The sequence below is a fragment of the Mesorhizobium sp. BH1-1-4 genome (assembly GCF_020165665.1).
In the GTDB taxonomy this organism is placed as follows: Bacteria; Pseudomonadota; Alphaproteobacteria; order Rhizobiales; family Rhizobiaceae; genus Mesorhizobium.
Window position 1 is genome coordinate 92,277 of sequence record NZ_JAIUIN010000006.1, and the last position, 17,247, is coordinate 109,523.

A 17,247-nucleotide genomic window follows, 5' to 3' on the forward strand; every position below is an offset into this window, starting at 1 on the left:
TTAGCGACTTCTCATACGAACTTGACCTAGCGGCTGGGCATAGGGCGGCGATTCCCAGAGGAGGTTACCCATGACTAATCGAAAAACTCTTTTCGCGGCGATTGCCGCATTGGCGCTTCTGGCGTCTCCGGCGCTTGCCGGAGCCGGCGGCAACGGGCACGGGAATGGCGGTGGCAATAGCGGCGGCGGCAATGGCGGCAACGGCAATGGCGGCGGCGGCGGCGGTAACGGCAATGGTCACGGTAACGCCGGCGGCAACAGCAATAGTAACGGCAAAAGCGGTGCTTCGCATGGCAAGTCCGCCTCGGCCCCGGGACAGGTAGCCAAGACGGACACGGACACGACAGCCAGCACCACGGCCGATACGACGACAAACGTCTCGCCGAAGGAGAAGAACATCCACGCCAAACTCGGCCGGCTGAACTCGCTGCAGCGCAATATCAACGCCTATATGAACTCCAAGAGCAAGAAGTTCGCCGCCATTCAGGCATTCGTGACGCAGTCCGCAAAGGCCAAGAATGCGCAGACCCAGCTGGATGCTCTGAATGCGCAGCTGGCCGCGTTGACATCGCTGACCCCGGAGGAGATAGCCGCCATGTCGCCCGAGGATCAGGCGGCCTTGCCCGGACAGATATCGGATTTGACGGAGCAGGTCGCTGCCCAGCAGAAAGTGGTCGATGCAGTCGCGGTCGGGACCGACCCGGCGTCGCTCGATGCAGCGCTGACGGACATGGCCAACAAGCCCGTCGACGCCGAGGTCACGGCGTGGGCCCAAGGCGTGCTCGCCGGCAAGATCGATCAGGCGGCGGCCAAGCTTCAGGCGGGAACGACGCCCTAACGGATCGAGGCATAAGCATATGGGCGCGCGGCTGTGCCGCCCCCCCTACTTCATACGTGTTTGCGGCCGCCGGTTTCGCGAAACCAGCTGTCGGGATAGGGGTACCACCAGTCCTGGATTGCCGGTCTGTGGTCGATGATCACCATCTTGGAGCGGCGGAAGGCATCGAGCCCCTGGCGCCCGAGTTCGCGGCCTAGACCGGAAGCCTTCCAGCCGCCGAAGGGCAAGGCGTCATTGTCGATCAACGGGTTGTTGACCCAGACCATGCCGGCCTCAAGCCGTTCGGCCGCCTCATGGGCTTCGGCCAGATCCGTGGTGAAGACCGAGGCGCCGAGGCCGAACGGGCTGTCATTGGCAAGCCGGATCGCCTCGTCGAAATCCTTCACCCGGCAGATCGCGGCGACTGGGCCGAAACACTCCTCACGCACGATCGCCATATCCGGGGTGACGCCGGTCAGAATGGTCGGTTCGTAGAACCAGCCGGTGTTGTGCGCCGGCGGAATGCGCCCGCCAGTGACAGCGGTGGCGCCGTTGCGGATCGCGTCATCGACCAGCCGCATCACCTTGGCTCTTGCCGCTTCGCTGACCAGCGGTCCGATCTCGGTCTTGTCCATGCCGTTGCCGATGCGCAGCGCGCGGGTCTTTTGCGCAAACAGCTCGACAAAGTGGTCGTGCACGGCATCGACGACGAAAAAGCGCTCGGCCGAAGTGCAGACCTGCCCAGTGAGATGGAAGGCGGCGGTGACGCTGCCGGCCGCCGCCACGTCGAGCGGCGCATGTTGGCTGATGATCAGCGGATCGCTGCCGCCGGCCTCGATGACACTGGGCTTCATGCGCTCGGCGCAGGCCACCGCGACCGCCTTGCCGGCGGCGACCGAGCCGGTGAACGCAACCGCATGGGTGCGATCCGAAGTGATTAGTGCCTGCGCCGTGGCCGCGCCGCCCGGCAGGCAGGAGACCAGGCCTTCCGGCAGCGCGCGGAAGACGGTCATGTACTCCAGCGTCGACAGCGTCGTCGCTTCCGCCGGCTTGATGACGCAGGCGTTGCCGGCGGCGAGCGAGGCGGCGACGGTCCAGCACATCAGCAGGATCGGGAAGTTGTAGGGCATGATGTGGACGGAGACGCCATAGGGCTCATAGCGGGCATACTGGAACGAACCGGCCTGCGTCGTGCCGGCGACCTTGCCGGCATCGTCGCGCGCCATCTCGGCATAGTAGCGGAAGATCGGCGCGCAATTGGCGATCTCGCCGATGGCTTCGGGATAGGGCTTGCCCATCTCGCGCACCATCAGTTCGGCGCAGCGCGTGAAATCCGCCGCCTCGATGGCGTTGGCGACGGCGTGCAGATGCTTTGCCCGGCTCTTGGCGTCGAGCTTTTTCCAGGCAAGCTGCGCCTTGGTCGCGGCGGTGAGGGCGGCGTCGATCTCGCCGTCGCTGGTTAAAGCAATGGCGCCGACCGTCTCCAGCGTCGCCGGATCGATCACCGGTTTTGCCGCACCAGTCATCGGCCGGTAGTCCGGATTGACGAAGAAGGTCGGCCGGTCAGGGGAGAAATGCATTCATGCCCTCCTATAGAGCCTTTTGGAGAATTCGCCCTGCCGAGGCAGATGGCGTGGCTTTCGAGAACCGGAGCGCAGCGGACATTCAGTCCGTGAGCACCGGAAGCGCAGAAGGTCGCGTCAGGTGTCCGGCAGGGTAGAATTATCGGAAAGGCTCAGCGGATCATGTAGATCTTCTTGATCGTCTCATGGACGGTGCAGACGCCTTTCCAGTCCTGCGGAAAGAAGGCCGCCGTGTCCGGCGCGATCTCGATGACCTCGCCGGATTCATGGACATAGGTGCAACGCCCCTCCAGGAAGTGGCAGAACTCGTCCCGGGTGACGTGGCAGTGCCATTTGCCCGGGGTGCAGACCCATAGGCCGCATTCGGAACGGCCTTCCGGGCCTTTGTGGAGCAGCTTGCCCGAGGTGTGGGATTGCCCCTCGATCATCGTCGGGATGACACCCCAGTCGACGAGGTCCGTGATGGCAAGCGGCGATTGCATGATCGGCGTGGTCATATGGATTTCCCTGGTAAAATGCTCACCGGCACATGAAGGCCTTGGTCAGCGTTTGCGTGATGATGGAGATGCCTGTCCAGCCGGCGGGGAAGAAGACGAGCGTGCCGGCCTCGACCGGAATGTCTTCGCCGTCGTCCCTGACATAGCTGCCGCGTCCCGACAGGAAATGACAGAATTCGTCAGTGGCAAAGCTGACCTTGCGGGTGCCCGGCGTGCAGGACCACAGGCCGCATTCGCTCGATCCGTCCGGATTGCTTGAGAGGATCTTGCCTGAGGCCCGCGGCGCGCCGGCGAGCGTGTTGGCGCCCGCGCCCCAATCCTCCAGTTCCACGCTTGCGGCATCAGGCCAGTGCGGTGTCGGCATGTTGTGCTCCTAGGCGGCTGATTTCTTGCTCAGGCCAGCATGTAGACGTTGCGCATGGTCTCATGAACCGTGCATTCGCCCGTCCAGCCGGCGGGGAACATGACCACGGTTCCGGCCGTCACTTCTATCACCTCGCCGACATCGGAGCGGTAGGTCGCGCGGCCGGACACGAAGTGGCACAGTTCGTCGCGCGGGATAGAGAGCCGCCAGCGGCCCGGCGTACACACCCAGATGCCTGACTCCGGCTGATTGTTGGGGCCCTTGTGCACCAGTTTGCCGGTGGAGTGCGAGGTGCCTTCCAGCGAATCGGGCTGGGCGCCCCAGTCGACGAGGTCGGTGCGGGTGGACGCCTGGTGGAGGTGCGGGGCGGAGGAGGTCATGGGCATGCTCCGCAGTTATGACGCCGAGCATTGATGCGTTGCCACTCTACGAGGCCCCCCTCTGTCCTGCCGGACATCTCCCCCTCAAGGGGGGAGATCAGATGATGTCTCGGCTTTCGCCAATCACCAATATTGCTAAAGGAGAGCCGGCGGCGAAGCTGCCAATCTCCCCCCTTGAGGGGGAGATGTCCGGCAGGACAGAGAGGGGCGCCTGGGCTCGACATAGCAATCGGTCTCACAGCAGCGCTTCCAACAAGCCCGCGGCCTTCTCAGGCCCGTTCTGCGCCTGCATCTGTGCCGAGGTCTTCGCCAGCTTCGCCTTCATCGCCGGATCGGTCAGGCAGGCTTCGACCCTGGCGACCAGTTCCGCATCGGTCCAATCGTAACGCGGCATGCCGAAGCCGTGGCCGGTTTCCTGGACGCGCGTGGCGTTGTCGTGGCCGTCCCAGACATAGGGCATGATGATGGCCGGCTTGCCGAAATAGAGGCATTCGGTGAACGAGTTGTTGCCGCCATGGTGGATCACGGCATCGACCTGCGGGATCACCGAAGGCTGCGGGAACCAGCTGTCGACGATGACGTTGCCGGGGACGTCGGTGTACTGGTCCTTGTAGCCGCCGACATTGACCAGCCCGCGATAGCGCGTCTTGCCGAGCGTGGCGATGATCCGCTTCAACAGGTCGACATCGCCGGCGCCCAGGCTGCCGAAGGAGACGTAGAGCAGCGGTCCGTCATTATTCTCAGCGAAGGTCGGCACGGCGTAGGGTTTTTCCTGCCGCACGCAGCCTTCGAGATACTGGAATTTTGCCGGATCGAGCGGATGGCGGCGCTTGAATTTCGCCGCTTCAGGATAGAGAAGCAGGTTCAGATAGGGTGAGGCCTCGAAGAACTGGCCGACCGGATAGGGCGCCTCATCGTTGGCGGTCAGGAAGGCGTTGAAGTCGTCATGGATCGGCTTGATCACCGCATTGAAATGGTCGCGGTAGCGCTGGTGGCCGGCATGGTCGTTCTCGCCGCAGCCTGAGAGGTGCGGCGGGATGTCCTCGTCCTCGATCTCGTTTTCCGAGCAGGAGATGACGCGCACCCAAGGCTTGCCGAACTGCTTGATCGCGGGAAACAGGATGACGTTGTCCACGCAGATCACGTCAGGCTTGATGGAGGCGAGCACGCGCGGCAGGTCCTTCTGCGCCCATTTGGCGCTGTCGACGATCGCCGTCCAGCAATCCTTGACGTAATTGTCGACTTGGTCGTAGGGCGACTTGCGGAAGTTCGGGATGTGGCCGTTGATGAAGTCCTCCCAGAATTTCGCCATCTGTTCCGGCGGCATCGGTTCGGAAAGGTTCACCGGATGCGCCTCGAAGCCATAGCCCCTGTAGACATCGACGAAGCCCGGGTCGGACAGGAACACCGCCTTGTGGCCGCGCGCCTCGACCGCTTGCGCGATGCCGACGGAATTGAGCGCCGGGCCGTAGGCGGCTTCCGGGAAAAAGGCGATCGTCTTCTGCGCCATCGGGCTTCTCCTTCACTCTGCGAAAATTCTGACATCGGCGGCGTCCCAGCCGAGTTCGATCTGGTCGCCCGACGAGACCGGCCGGCGGTCGGCGGCATCCGCGGTGACGCGCACCAGGAACGGCTTTGGCGCCAGCGGCGTGCGGACGTGCAGCTGCAGATCGAGCCCCTGATAGGCCAGCGCCTCGACCGTGCCGGTGGTGCGGTTGGCGGTTTCCGACGACGGGAACAGCCGGATGCGTTCGGGCCGCACGGAGGCCACTGCCGATGCACCTGGTGTGAGCATGGCAGGAACCTTGCCGGCAATGCTCGTGCCGTTGGCCGCGATTACGCCGTGGGCTGATATTGTGCCCGGCACAAAGTTCATCACGCCGATGAAGTCGGCGACGAAGCGGTCGGCGGGATGTTCGTAGACCGCGTGCGGCGTGTCGCATTGCAGCAGCTTGCCGTCTTTCAGCACCGCCATGCGGTCGGCCATCACAAGCGATTCTTCCTGGTCGTGGGTGACGATGACAAAGGTGATGCCGACCTCGTGCTGCAGGCGCTTCAATTCCAGCTGCATGGCGCCGCGCAGCTTCTTGTCGAGCGCGCCGAGCGGCTCGTCGAGCAGCAGCAGCCGGGGCCGCTTGACCAGCGCGCGGGCCAGCGCCACGCGCTGCTTCTGGCCGCCCGACAGCTGCTCGGGCTTGCGGTCGGCGAAGGGCACCAGTTCGGTGGTGGCCAGGATGGCGTCGACGCGCGCGCGGATTTCTTTAGCCGGCAAGCGCTCCATTTCGAGCCCGTAGGACACATTCGCCCTGACGCTCATATGCGGGAACAGCGCGTAGGACTGGAACATCAGATTGACGGGCCGCTTGTTGGGCGGCGTCCTGGCGATGTCCTTGCCGTCGAGCAGGATGCGCCCATCGCTCGGCGTCTCGAAGCCGGCCAGCATGCGCAAGAGCGTGGTCTTGCCGCAACCCGACGGGCCGAGCAGCGCGAAGAACTCGTTCTCGCGGATATCCAGCGAGATGCCGTCGACAGCGGTGACGCGACCGAAATTCTTCGACACGTCATCGATGGCCAGCAGCGTGCGCGGTTCGCTCATTGGCCTGCTATCCCCCGGTTGAGCCGCTGCGACAGGGTCAGCGCGGTGACCGAGACCGCCATGACGATGGTGGCCAGGGCGTTGATCTCGGGCGTGATGCCGAAGCGGATCATGGCGTAGATCTGCATCGGCAGGGTCGTCGAGGCGCGGCCGGCGCCGGCGGTGAAGAAGGCGATGATGAACTCGTCGACCGAAAGCGTGAAGGCGAGCAGGGCGCCGGCGATCACGGCCGGCAGGATGACCGGCAAGGTGATCCGCCGGAAGGTGGTGATGGCGGAGGCGCCGAGATCGGCGGAAGCCTCGACGATCGACCAGTCGAAGCTCTTCAGCCGGGCACGGACCACCGAGCAGACGAAGGCGAGGTTGAAGACGACATGGGCGAGGATGATGGTGTGCAGGCCCATGGTCAGGTTGATCATGGAAAAGAACGACAAGAGCGCAATCGCCAGCACGATATCGGGGATGATCATCGGGGCAAAGATCAGCGCTTCCAGTCCCTTGCCATAGTGCCGGCGCATCTCGACGCCGATGGCCAGCAGCGTGCCGAGCAAGGTAGCGATGGCTGTCGAGACCAGCGCCACGATCAGCGTGTTGAGGGCGGCCGACAGGATGGCGGAATTGCCCGCCAGCGAGGCGTACCATTTCAGCGAAAAACCGGACCACGCCGTCGGCAGCCCGCCTTCGTTGAAGGAGAGTGCCACCAGCACGGCGATCGGGATGTAGAGGAAGGCGAAGACGAGACTCAACACGAGCCAAAGCATGCGCCGTGTGGCTGGTGAGCGTTCAGCCATTCGCGTTGCCCTGGGCTTCCGCGGTACGGCCAGAGGCGCGATTGGCGACGAGCGCTTGCGCCATCAACACCAGCAGCATGATGGCGATCAGCGCCATCGCCAGGGCCGCACCGAAGGGCCAGTCATTGGCGGTCAGGAACTGGTCGTAGACGAGATTGCCGATCATCTGGAAACGGCCGCCGCCAAGCAGCGCTGGCGTGACGAAATTGCCGATCGACAGCACGAAGACGAAGACGGCGCCGGCGGCGATGCCAGGCACGGTCAGCGGTAGGACGACACGGCGAAACGTCGTCATGGCAGAAGCGCCGAGATCGCGCGATGCTTCGGCCAGTTCCGGGTTGAGGCGCGACAGCGGCGCGTAGCAGGCGAGGATGACGAAGGGCAGGTAGTTGTAGACCAGGCCGGCGATGACCGCGCCCTCGGTGTAGAGCATCGATGGCGGCTCGCCGGTGTAGCCCACCCAGCGCAGGAGCTGAGTGACCAGCCCTTCGCGGTTGAGCAGTACGATCCAGGCATAGGTGCGGATTAGATAGTTGGACCAGAACGGCAGCACGGCGAAGAACAGGAACACCGGTTGCCAGCGGCGTGGGGCGGCCGCGATGGCATAGGCGGCCGCATAGCCGACCACCACCGCGATCAGCGTGGCGGTGCCGGCAATGCGTGCCGAGTTCAGGAAGATGCCGGCATAGAGCGGGTCGCAGACCTGCCCGAAATTCTCCAGCGTGAAGGTGTAGTCAATTCCGCCATAGATGCCGCGCCGGAAGAAGGCGAGCGCCAGCACCAGCGCGCACGGCACAACCATCAGCGCGGTCAACCAGACCAGCGCCGGAGCCATCAGGAGGGAGGAGCGGGACGGTCGTGTCACGCCGCGCCCTCGCTAGAAGCAGGCGAGTTCCCCCTCACCCGGATTGCCAACCGAATTGCGAAGGGCAATTCGGGACAATCCGACCTCTCCCCGAGGGGAGAGGAGCGCGCCAGAGCTGGCTCCAGCCTCTTCTCCCCGCCGGGGAGAAGGTGGCCGCGCAGCGGCCGGATGAGGGGGCGCTGCGCTGGAGATTGGCGAAGGCCCGCGAACCAGCCGATCTCCCCGCTTGAGGGGGAGATGGCCGGCAGGCCAGAGGGGGGCGACACGGAACGCAAGCTTAATTCCAGGATGCCGTTGGAACAGTCCTCACTGCGCGGCCTTGATCTCGCTGACGATCTTGGAATAGTCGCGCTGGGCTTCGCCGACGTCGCGCAGCTGCTCGAACTTGACGAGATCGGCCACCGGCATCGCCATGTTGGGGAATTTGGCGAGGAAGTCGGCCGGCAGGCTTTCCATGGCCGGCTTGTTCGGCACCTTGTAGTCGATGTTTTGCGCCGCCCAGGCGTGGTTCTTGGCGTCGAGCATGAAGTTGATGAACTGGAAGGCGGCGTCCTTATGTTCGGAGGCCTTCATCACCACCATCGTGTCGACCCAGAGATCCGAACCTTCCTTCGGGATGACGTATTTGATCTCCGGCTTGTCGGCGATGCCGTAATTGCACCAGCCGTCCCAGGCCTGCACCATCAGAGCTTCGCCAGAAACCAGCTTGGAATAGAAGGTGGTGTCGTCATAGGCGAGCAGGGTCTTCTTAGCCGAGATCAGCAGATCCTTGACCTCGGCCATCTTGGCCGGGTCGGTCTCATTGACCGAAAAACCCTTGTCGAGCTGGCCGGCGGCAAGCAGCCAGCGATCGGTCGCCAGCATGGTGGTCTTGCCCTTTAGTTCGTCGGATGGAGCGAGCAGGTCGCTCCAGCTCGTCGGCGCGGTTTTCACCAGATCCGAACGATAGCAGAGGCCGGTCGTGCCCCAGGTGTAGGGCACCGAGAAAGTGTTGCCGACATCGTGCGGCAGCTTGGTCGCTTCCGGATAGAGGTTGGCGAGGTTGGGTATCTCAGCGTGGTCCATCGGCTCGGTCAGGCCGAGCTTGTTCAGCACCTCGGCGAAGGGCGAGGAGACGAAGACCACGTCGTAGCCCTTGCCGCCGGCGGCGATCAGCTTGCCCATGATCTCTTCATTGGTGGCGTGCACCACGACTTCGCCGGAGACGCCCGTCGCGGTCTTGAAGGCAGCCATGGCGTCGGGCGCCATGTAGCCGTCCCAGTTTGAAATGACGAGGTCGGCGGCCATTGCCGGCGCCGACAGCGCCACCGCAAGACCCAGGGCGATCGAAGGCATTCTCAGCGCACGGCGCCGCAGGCTGGTAGCGGTCATGGCAGTCTCCCATTCCGGTTGATCGTCGAATTCGTGCTGGACCCGCGCGACATGCGCCGCAGCTTCGGTCCTGTTCCCTCGGTCTTTTTATCGCCGATTGCACTGACAGTACTATTGCAGAAAAAAGTACGTCAATCCATAATTTGTCAACCGGTCGAGGAATCTGGCCGATTGCGTCCACGGGGCCGATCGGTCAAACCATGCCGGCAACGTCGTTCCCGAGATCAGTCATGCAAGCCGCAGCCCGCCGACCTCGCACCAACCATCTCGATCTGGCGCAGCGCATCCTGGATGTGGCGCGGCAGCGTGGGTTCGCGCCCGGCACGCGCCTGCCCGAGCAGCAGATAGCCTCATTGTGCAATGTATCTCGAACGCCTGTGCGGGCGGCGCTCAGCCTGCTCGCGGAACAGGGCGTCGTGCGCTGGGAGGCGGACACCGGATATCACCTGGCGATCGACCTCGCCGCGCAGCCGGCGATATCGGCCGAACTGCCCGCCACCGAGGAAGACGAACTTGCCGAAGCCATCCTGCGCGACCGGTCGGCGCGGCGGCTGGACCAGACAGTGACCGTCGCGGGATTGATGCGGCGCTACAGTGCCGAGAGAAAGACGGTACTAAAATCGCTTAACAGACTGACGGAAGAGAATCTGCTCGACCGTGCGCCTGGGCAGTCCTGGCTGTTCCGCCGCGCGCCCGACGATCCTGAGGCGCAGGGCGAAAGCTACGAGTTCCGGCTTTTGCTGGAGCCGGCGGCGATCCTGACTTCGGGCTTCAGGCTGGATGGCGCGCGCGCCGCGGTGCTGCGCCAGGGCATGGAGGCGCTGTCGGCGCTGCCCGACGCCGCTTTCGACACACGCGAGTTCCAGCGGCTCGACATCGATTTCCACGGCATGATCGCCGAGGGCAGCGCCAACCGCTTCGTCGCCGACGCGCTGGCCGATCATCTCAGGCTACGGCGGCTGCCGGGCATCTACGCCGGGGTCAATGTGTTCCGGCTGAAGCAATCGCTGCGCGAGCACCTGAACATCCTCGACCATCTGGAAAGCCGGCAGTATGAGGTGGCTGCCGATCTGCTGCGCATCCATTTGCGGCTGTCGCGCAGCCAGCGGCCGCAAGCGGCTAGCCGCGGCGCTCCCGCGCTGTTCGGCATGATCAGCCGGCCGGAATGAAGAGGAATAATTGACGCGTCGAGCGAGTCCGACCATCGCGCTGTTTCCCGAAGCCAGTTTCGGGGCGGCGTTGAATTGCGTCGGCATCGCGCAGGCTTTGCGTGCCCGGGGCGCGCGGCCGGTGTTCATCTGCCATGCCGGCTTTTCCGGCGTCTTTGCCGACTATGGTTTCCAGGAATACCAGTTGCCGACCGACGAGCCGCTGAGCGACAGCGAACGCCAAAGCTACTGGCAGGCCTTCGTGCGCCGGCACCTGCCGCATTTCCGACTGAGCCCGATCGACCAGCTCGAAACCTATGTGGCGCCGACCTGGCAGGCGATCGTCGACACCGCGGTCAATGCCGAGGCGCCGCTGCGCCAGCTTCTGGCACGGCTGAAGCCCGACGCCGTGGTGCTCGACAACGTCATCATGTTCCCGGCGATCGCGAGTGCCGGCTGTCCGTGGGTGCGCGTCGTCTCCTGCGCCGAGACCGAGCTGCCGGACGCTGAAGTGCCGCCTTACCTTTCCGGGATGAGTGCCGATGATCCGCGACGCGCGGCGTTCGAGGCGCGCTATCTCTCGGCCTCGGCCCCGGCGCATGATCGCTTCAACCGTTTTCGCGTCGATTGCGGCTTGGCGCCATTGCCCAAGGGCTTGTTCCTTGAAACCTCACCCGATCTCAATCTGCTCTTGACGCCGACGATCGTGCGCCGCGAGCGCGCGGAACCGCTCGATCCGGATCGCTTCGTCTATCTCGAAGGCTGCGTGCGGTCGGAAGGGCCGTTCGAGGTGCCGGTCTTTCCACGCAATGGCGGGCCGCTGGTCTATGTCAGTTTCGGCAGTCTCGGCGCCATGGATGTCGGCCTGATCGAGCGCATGCTTGCCGTGTTTGACCGGCTGCCGGCCCGCTTCATCGTCAATGTCGGCGGCCTGCGCGACGCCTATCGCGCGGTGCCGGACAATGTCTATCTCGATGCCTGGTTTCCGCAGCCCTCGGTGGTCGCGAAGTCGGACCTGTTCATCCACCATGGCGGCAACAACAGTTTCTGCGAGGCGCTGCGCTTCGGCGTGCCGTCGCTGATCATGCCCTATTGCTGGGACGGACACGACAACGCGCAACGCGCCGGAGAGGCCGGCGTCGGCGACCATATCGGCCGTGACGGCTGGACAGAAGGAGTATTGGAGAGAGCCATTCTCGGCTTGCTGGCCGATGACGCCATGCGCGCCCGCCTGAGGGACAATGCAGCCGAGATGGCGCTGAAACCCGGAACGGAAATGGCCGCGCAAGCCATACTCTCTCTGATACGGACCTGAACGAAATGCCTGACAAGAACACCGCGACCATCTCCAACGATCCCAAGGCCTGGCTCACACAGCACGGCATTACCGAGGTCGAATGCCTGGTGCCGGACATGAACGGCGTGCTGCGGGGCAAGGCGCTGCCGACCGCCAAATTCCTCAAGGCGCTGGAAGACCGCGCGCTCTATCTGCCGAGCAGCGCCTTCCTGGTCAGCATCGATGGCCGCTATTCCGGCTCGATCGACGAGGGTTTCGCCTATTCGGACCCGGACATGCGCATGGTGCCCGATGTCTCGACACTGTGCCTGGCGCCGGGTGCCGGGCCGGGGAAAGCCTATGTCTTCGCCGATGCCTTTCATATGGACGGCAGGCCATGGATGGCCTCGCCGCGCCATGTGCTGCGCGCCGTGCTCGACCTCTATCGCCAGCGCGGCTGGCGCGCCGTGGTGGCCCCGGAGCTCGAATTCTATCTCACCGCGTACAACCCCGATCCGGACAGACCGCTGACCGCGCCGGTCGGCGGCAATGGCCGCGCGGAAGGGGTGCAGCATCCCTATGACATGGCGGCGCTGGAAGAATTCGAGCCGGTGATCCGGCGTATCTATGACTATTCAGCGGCGGCCGGGCTGCCGCTCGACACGCTGATCCATGAATCGGGCACCGCGCAGCTCGAGATCAATCTGCTGCATGGCGACGCCCTGCCGCTGGCCGACCAGGTGCTGTTGTTCAAGCGGTTCACGCGTCAGGCGGCGCAGCAATGCGGCATGCACGCGACCTTCATGGCCAAGCCGATCGCGGCCCAGGCTGGCAGCTCGATGCATCTGCACATGTCCATCGTCGACGAGGTCGGCAAGGCGCTGTTTGCCGGCAGCGACGATGCCGACACCGAGATGTTCGGCCATTTTATCGGCGGCCTGCAGAAATATGTTCCCGAGATCATGCCGCTGTTCGCGCCCAACGTGAATTCGTACCGCCGCATAAGGCCGAACCACAGTGCGCCGGCCAACATCGAGTGGTCGCACGACAACCGTTCCTGCGGCCTGCGCGTGCCGGCCGGCGGGCGCATGGCGCGGCGCGTGGAGAACCGCCTGCCGGGCGCGGATTCCAATCCCTATCTGGCGATCGCCGGTTCGCTGCTTGCCGGCTATCTCGGGGTCGAGCATAAGCTGGCGCGCTCGGCCGAGGCGTCGGGCAATGCCTACAAGATCAGGAGCACGTTGCCGAAGACCATGGAGGAAGCGCTGGATCGTTTCGAGGCTTGTGCCCCGGTGCGGGAGCTTTTGGGCGAGGACTTCTTCCAGACCTATCTGCGCGTCAAGAGCGTCGAACTCGACCTGTTCCAGAGCGTGGTGACGAGTTGGGAACGCGACCACCTCTTGCTGAAGGTGTGATCATGGCATCTTCAACGGGTTTCAATTCCGGTCTCGATATCGGCAAATCCTACTATGTCGCCACCGCCAATCCGGCGCCGGACCATCCGGCGCTTGCCGGCGATGTAGAAGCCGACCTGGTGGTGGTCGGCGGCGGCTGCACCGGCCTGTCGGCCGCTCTTCATGCCGCCGAGCGCGGCCTGAAAGTGGTGCTGCTCGAAGGCGGCAAGATCGGCTGGGGTGCATCGGGCCGCAATGGCGGCCAGATGATCCCCGGCCTGCGCAAGGGCGCCAAAGGGCTGGTCAAGCTCTACGGACCCGAGCGGGCGAAGGTGCTGTTCGACCTCGCTTTCGAGGCGCGCGGGCTGGTGCTCGACATCATCGAGCGCAACGCCATCGACTGCGACCTCAGGCTGACCGGCCATCTGGTCGGCGCGGTCAACGGCTCCGACCTCAGGGATCTGGAGGAAGAGGCCAAATGCCTCGATAGCGTGATGAAGTTTCGGGAGGTCGAGATCCTGTCGGCGGCTGAGGCGCGCGCCAAAGTCGACACGCCCTATCACGGCGCCATGTATGAGCCGCTCGGCGGCCACATGCATCCCTTGAACTACACGCTCGGACTTGCTCGTGCGGCCGTGGCCGCCGGAGTCGTCATCCATGAAAATTCGGTGGCGGTGAAGCTGGAACGCGAGCCTTCGATCCGGGTCTCGACGGCAAAGGGATCGGTGCGAGCCAGACATGTGGTGCTGGCGGGCGACGCGCTGCTCCACGGGTTGGAGCCACGCGTCAACAGCCGCATCATGCCGGTCGGCAACTACATCGTCGCCACGGAGCCGCTGGAAGGCGCGCGCAACGTCATTCCGGCCAATGTCGCGGTGTCGGACACGCGTTTCGTGGTCAATTATTACCGCATGTCGGCGGATGGGCGGCTGTTGTTCGGCGGCGGCGAACGCTACACGCCGTCACCGCCGACCGACATTGCCGGCTTCGTGCGGCCGCATATGGAAGCGACCTTCCCGCAGCTCAAGGGCTGCCGCATCGATCATGCCTGGGGCGGGCTGGTGTCGGTGACGACGTCGCGGCTGCCGCATGTCGGGCACTATGGCGAGGTCTATTTCGCGCATGGCTATTCCGGCAAGGGCGTTATCCTGTCGACGCTGTCGGGCAAGCTGCTCGCCGAAGCCATCACCGGCGATGCCTCGCGGCTCGACCTGTTCTCGACATTGACGCCGATGCCGTTCCCGGGCGGCACGGCGCTGCGTGGGCCGCTCTATTTGCTGGGCATGCTGTGGTACGCGATGCGGGATCGCATCAGGCATTGAGGGTGCGTCGCGGGGTCGTCGGAGCCGTTGATCCTTGGCGTTCCCGGCGTCAAGCTGAAGCGATTGGCCGGCGGTTCAGCCCGCTTTGACAATCGCGGCGGCTTACGCGCCGCCAAATTTGACCATGTGGACAAAAGTCCGGACCCGTTCCATAGTTCCCCGTCTGATTTTTGGAACAGCCGGCTCGACACGGCTGTCAAACAGAGGGGCATGCAATGGAAGACCGGAACAACAAATCCCATTCGACACGCGAAGGGTTTTCGCGACGCAACGTGCTGGAGCTGGGCGCACTAGGCCTGGCCGCGGCGATGCTGCCAGGTGCGGCCTTCGCCAAGGACAAGAAGCTGAAAGTGGCGGCGATCTTCGCCACGCCGATCGAGGAGCCGTGGGACAACCAGATCCACGTCGCCCTGCAGAAGGCCGAGAAGGAACTCGGCATCGAATACAAATGGTCGGAGAAGGTGCAGACCGCCGATTTCAGCCGCGTCATGCGCGAATATGCGCAGGGCGGGTACCAGCTGGTGCTGGGCGATGCCTTCGCGGCCGAGCGTGAATCGCGCCGCACCGCCAAGCAGTTTCCCAAGACGGCCTGGCTGTTCGGCTCCGGCGCCGGGCCGGCCGAACCCAATTTCGGCGTCTTCGACAACTGGATTCACGAGCCCGCTTATCTCTCGGGAATGATCGCCGGCAAGATGTCGAAGTCGGGCACGGTCGGCGCGGTGGCGGCGATGGGCATTCCGGAAGTGAACCGGCTGGTCAACGCCTTCTTCGCCGGCGCCAAGGAGGTCAACCCGAACGTCAAGAAGAAGGTCGCTTTCATCGGTTCGTTCTTCGATCCGCCAAAAGCCAAGGAAGCCGCGGTGGCGCAGATCGATGCCGGCGTCGACGTCATCTACGCCGAGCGCTTCGGCGTCATAGAGGCGGCGGTGGAGAAGAAGATCCTTGCCATTTCCAACATGTCCGACCAGTCGAGCCTCGGCCCCGATACGGTGATCACCGGGCCGGTCTGGGACATGTACCCGACGGTCGAACAGGCGATCAAGCTGGTCAAGGCAGGCGTCTACACGGCGCAGGATTACGGCGATTTCTCGCGCATGGCCAAGGGCGGCTCCTATCTCGCCCCCTTCCACAAGTTCGACAAGACGCTGCCGGCGGACGTGAAGGATCTGGTCGAGAAGAAGAAGGCCGAGATTCTCGAAGGCAATTTCCGCGTGGATGTCGACGAGAACACGCCGGTTTCGGATTGAGTTCCGGTCTTTAGGGGTTAGTGCTAGGCGCCCCCCTCTGTCCTGCCGGACATCTCCCCCTCAAGGGGGGAGATCGAATGTCACCTCGGCTTTCGCCAATTTTCACCGTGAATAAGCGGCGTCGCCGACAAAGCTGCCGATCTCCCCCCTTGAGGGGGAGATGGCCGGCAGGCCAGAGGGGGGTGCGGCGCATCCCTGTCAAGCAAAGCTAAATCGCAGACCGATCAGGAGTATCCTTGCCGACGCCCGCCCCACTCATCGAAATGCGCGGCATCACCAAGAGCTTCGGCGCCGTGAAGGCAAACGAGGCTGTGGATCTCAGCGTGGCGCCGGGCGAAATCCTCGGGCTGCTGGGCGAGAACGGCGCTGGCAAGACGACGCTGATGAACGTGCTGTTCGGCGCCTATGCGCCCGACGCCGGCGAGATCCTGATCCAGGGCCAGCCGGCGCGGATCTCCAGTTCGGCCGATGCCCTGGCCGCCGGCATCGGCATGGTGCACCAGCATTTTCATCTGGCAGCTCGGCTGACCGTGCTGGAAAACCTGCTCATCGGCATTCCCGGCAAATCGGGGCGGATCGATCGCGCCGGCGGCCTGGCGCGGCTGGCCGAAATCAGCCGCCAGCATGGGCTGACGCTCGATCCCAGCCTGCCGGTCTCGGCGCTGTCGGTCGGCGAGCAGCAGCGGCTCGAAATCGTCAAGGCGCTGTTTCGCGGCGCCAGGCTGCTGATCCTCGACGAGCCCACCGCCGTGCTGGCGCCGAGCGAGGTCGATGGACTGTTTTCGGCCTTGCGGTCGATGGCGGCGCAGGGGCTCGGCATCATCTTCATCTCGCACAAGCTCAACGAGGTGCGGGCGCTGACGCATCGCTGCACCGTGCTGCGGCATGGCCGCGTCGCCGGGCGGGTAGACGATCCGGCCAACACGACGTCGGCCGCGATGGCCGAGCTGATGTGCGGCCACGAGATCGTGCCGCCGGCGCGCGGGCCATCGACGCCGGGCGAAGCAGTGCTCGCCCTCGACGGCATTTCGACCTCGAAACATTCGGGTACGACGCTGCGCGACATATCGCTTGTCGTGCGGGCCGGGGAAATCCTCGGCATTGCCGGCGTCTCCGGCAATGGCCAGCGGGCGCTGGCGGAGGTCATCTCCGGCGTGCGCGCGCCGGATGCCGGAAGGATGACCATCGCCGGCCAGAACGTATCGCGGTTCTCGCCGCGCGAGGTGAAGGCGCTTGGCCTTGGCCGCATCCCGGAAGACCGCATGACGACAGGTCTGGTCACCAATTTGCCGCTCGCCGATTCCATGGTGCTGCCACGCATCGGCACGGCAGCCTTCTCCGCCAGGGGCCTGCTCAAGCCCGATGCCATCCGCGCCTTCGCCGAAGAACAGATCAAGGCCTACGATATCAGATGTCCCGGGCCGATGACGCGGGCCGGCGCGCTGTCAGGGGGCAATCTGCAGAAGGCGCTTTTGGCGCGCGAGCTTGCCTTCGACCCAAAAGTTCTGATCGTCTCACAGCCGACGCGCGGCCTCGATATTGGCGCGGCCCGCTTCATCCACGAAAAATTCCTCGACATGCGCGCCAAGGGCTGCG

Annotated in this window: 15 protein-coding genes and 1 pseudogene; 7 read left to right on the forward strand and 9 right to left on the reverse strand. The window is 64.4% G+C overall.

From position 1 onward, the window contains the following. Nucleotides 1-70 precede the first annotated feature (70 nt). On the forward strand, nucleotides 71-838 hold the full coding sequence (locus LB569_RS13250) for a hypothetical protein (RefSeq protein ID WP_224692705.1): 768 nt from the start codon (nucleotides 71-73) through the stop codon (nucleotides 836-838). A 50-nt stretch (nucleotides 839-888) separates the two neighbouring features. On the opposite strand, the gene LB569_RS13255 is transcribed toward LB569_RS13250, so the two are convergent. The 9 genes from LB569_RS13255 to LB569_RS13295 form a co-directional block, all read right to left on the reverse strand. Beyond that, nucleotides 889-2,397, reverse strand: a complete 1,509-nt coding sequence (locus tag LB569_RS13255) for an aldehyde dehydrogenase family protein (RefSeq protein ID WP_224692706.1) — start codon at nucleotides 2,395-2,397, stop codon at nucleotides 889-891. 155 nt (nucleotides 2,398-2,552) lie between these two features. Beyond that, the gene (locus tag LB569_RS13260) at nucleotides 2,553-2,897 is read right to left on the reverse strand and encodes a cupin domain-containing protein (RefSeq protein ID WP_224692708.1); all 345 of its coding nucleotides are present in this window, start codon (nucleotides 2,895-2,897) and stop codon (nucleotides 2,553-2,555) included. A gap of 22 nt (nucleotides 2,898-2,919) precedes the next feature. Then, complete coding sequence (locus LB569_RS13265) at nucleotides 2,920-3,261, reverse strand: cupin domain-containing protein (protein WP_140702713.1); 342 nt, start codon at nucleotides 3,259-3,261, stop codon at nucleotides 2,920-2,922. 29 nt (nucleotides 3,262-3,290) lie between these two features. Then, nucleotides 3,291-3,641 carry a cupin domain-containing protein gene (locus tag LB569_RS13270; protein WP_140702711.1) on the reverse strand — a complete coding sequence of 117 codons (351 nt, stop codon included), beginning with the start codon at nucleotides 3,639-3,641 and terminating at the stop codon, nucleotides 3,291-3,293. A gap of 235 nt (nucleotides 3,642-3,876) precedes the next feature. Then, a complete protein-coding gene (locus LB569_RS13275) occupies nucleotides 3,877-5,151 on the reverse strand; it encodes a glycosyltransferase (protein ID WP_224692709.1) in 1,275 nt (424 codons plus the stop codon). Between the two features lie 12 nt (nucleotides 5,152-5,163). Further along, a complete protein-coding gene (locus LB569_RS13280; protein WP_224692711.1) occupies nucleotides 5,164-6,237 on the reverse strand; it encodes an ABC transporter ATP-binding protein in 1,074 nt (357 codons plus the stop codon). After that, nucleotides 6,234-7,028 (reverse strand): ABC transporter permease, encoded by a 795-nt coding sequence (locus LB569_RS13285; RefSeq protein ID WP_224692713.1) that lies wholly within the window; start codon nucleotides 7,026-7,028, stop codon nucleotides 6,234-6,236. Before LB569_RS13285 ends, LB569_RS13280 begins: the two co-directional genes overlap by 4 nt. Beyond that, on the reverse strand, nucleotides 7,021-7,863 hold the full coding sequence (locus tag LB569_RS13290) for an ABC transporter permease (protein WP_224692899.1): 843 nt from the start codon (nucleotides 7,861-7,863) through the stop codon (nucleotides 7,021-7,023). Before LB569_RS13290 ends, LB569_RS13285 begins: the two co-directional genes overlap by 8 nt. A 336-nt stretch (nucleotides 7,864-8,199) precedes the next feature. Beyond that, the gene (locus LB569_RS13295) at nucleotides 8,200-9,264 is read right to left on the reverse strand and encodes a spermidine/putrescine ABC transporter substrate-binding protein (protein ID WP_224692715.1); all 1,065 of its coding nucleotides are present in this window, start codon (nucleotides 9,262-9,264) and stop codon (nucleotides 8,200-8,202) included. Nucleotides 9,265-9,494: 230 nt separating this feature from the next. Between LB569_RS13295 and LB569_RS13300 the strand changes: the two genes are divergently transcribed. From LB569_RS13300 to LB569_RS13325, 6 genes and pseudogenes are all read left to right on the forward strand, one after another. Then, a complete protein-coding gene (locus tag LB569_RS13300) occupies nucleotides 9,495-10,433 on the forward strand; it encodes a GntR family transcriptional regulator (RefSeq protein WP_224692717.1) in 939 nt (312 codons plus the stop codon). A 10-nt stretch (nucleotides 10,434-10,443) separates the two neighbouring features. Then, nucleotides 10,444-11,727 (forward strand): nucleotide disphospho-sugar-binding domain-containing protein, encoded by a 1,284-nt coding sequence (locus LB569_RS13305; RefSeq protein ID WP_224692719.1) that lies wholly within the window; start codon nucleotides 10,444-10,446, stop codon nucleotides 11,725-11,727. A gap of 5 nt (nucleotides 11,728-11,732) precedes the next feature. Further along, complete coding sequence (locus LB569_RS13310; RefSeq protein ID WP_224692728.1) at nucleotides 11,733-13,103, forward strand: glutamine synthetase family protein; 1,371 nt, start codon at nucleotides 11,733-11,735, stop codon at nucleotides 13,101-13,103. 2 nt (nucleotides 13,104-13,105) lie between these two features. Then, a complete protein-coding gene (locus tag LB569_RS13315; protein ID WP_224692736.1) occupies nucleotides 13,106-14,404 on the forward strand; it encodes an NAD(P)/FAD-dependent oxidoreductase in 1,299 nt (432 codons plus the stop codon). A 215-nt stretch (nucleotides 14,405-14,619) separates the two neighbouring features. Beyond that, complete coding sequence (locus LB569_RS13320; RefSeq protein ID WP_224692738.1) at nucleotides 14,620-15,651, forward strand: BMP family protein; 1,032 nt, start codon at nucleotides 14,620-14,622, stop codon at nucleotides 15,649-15,651. A 263-nt stretch (nucleotides 15,652-15,914) separates the two neighbouring features. Further along, nucleotides 15,915-17,165: pseudogene (locus LB569_RS13325) on the forward strand (ABC transporter ATP-binding protein); the annotation flags it as partial. Nucleotides 17,166-17,247 lie beyond the last annotated feature (82 nt).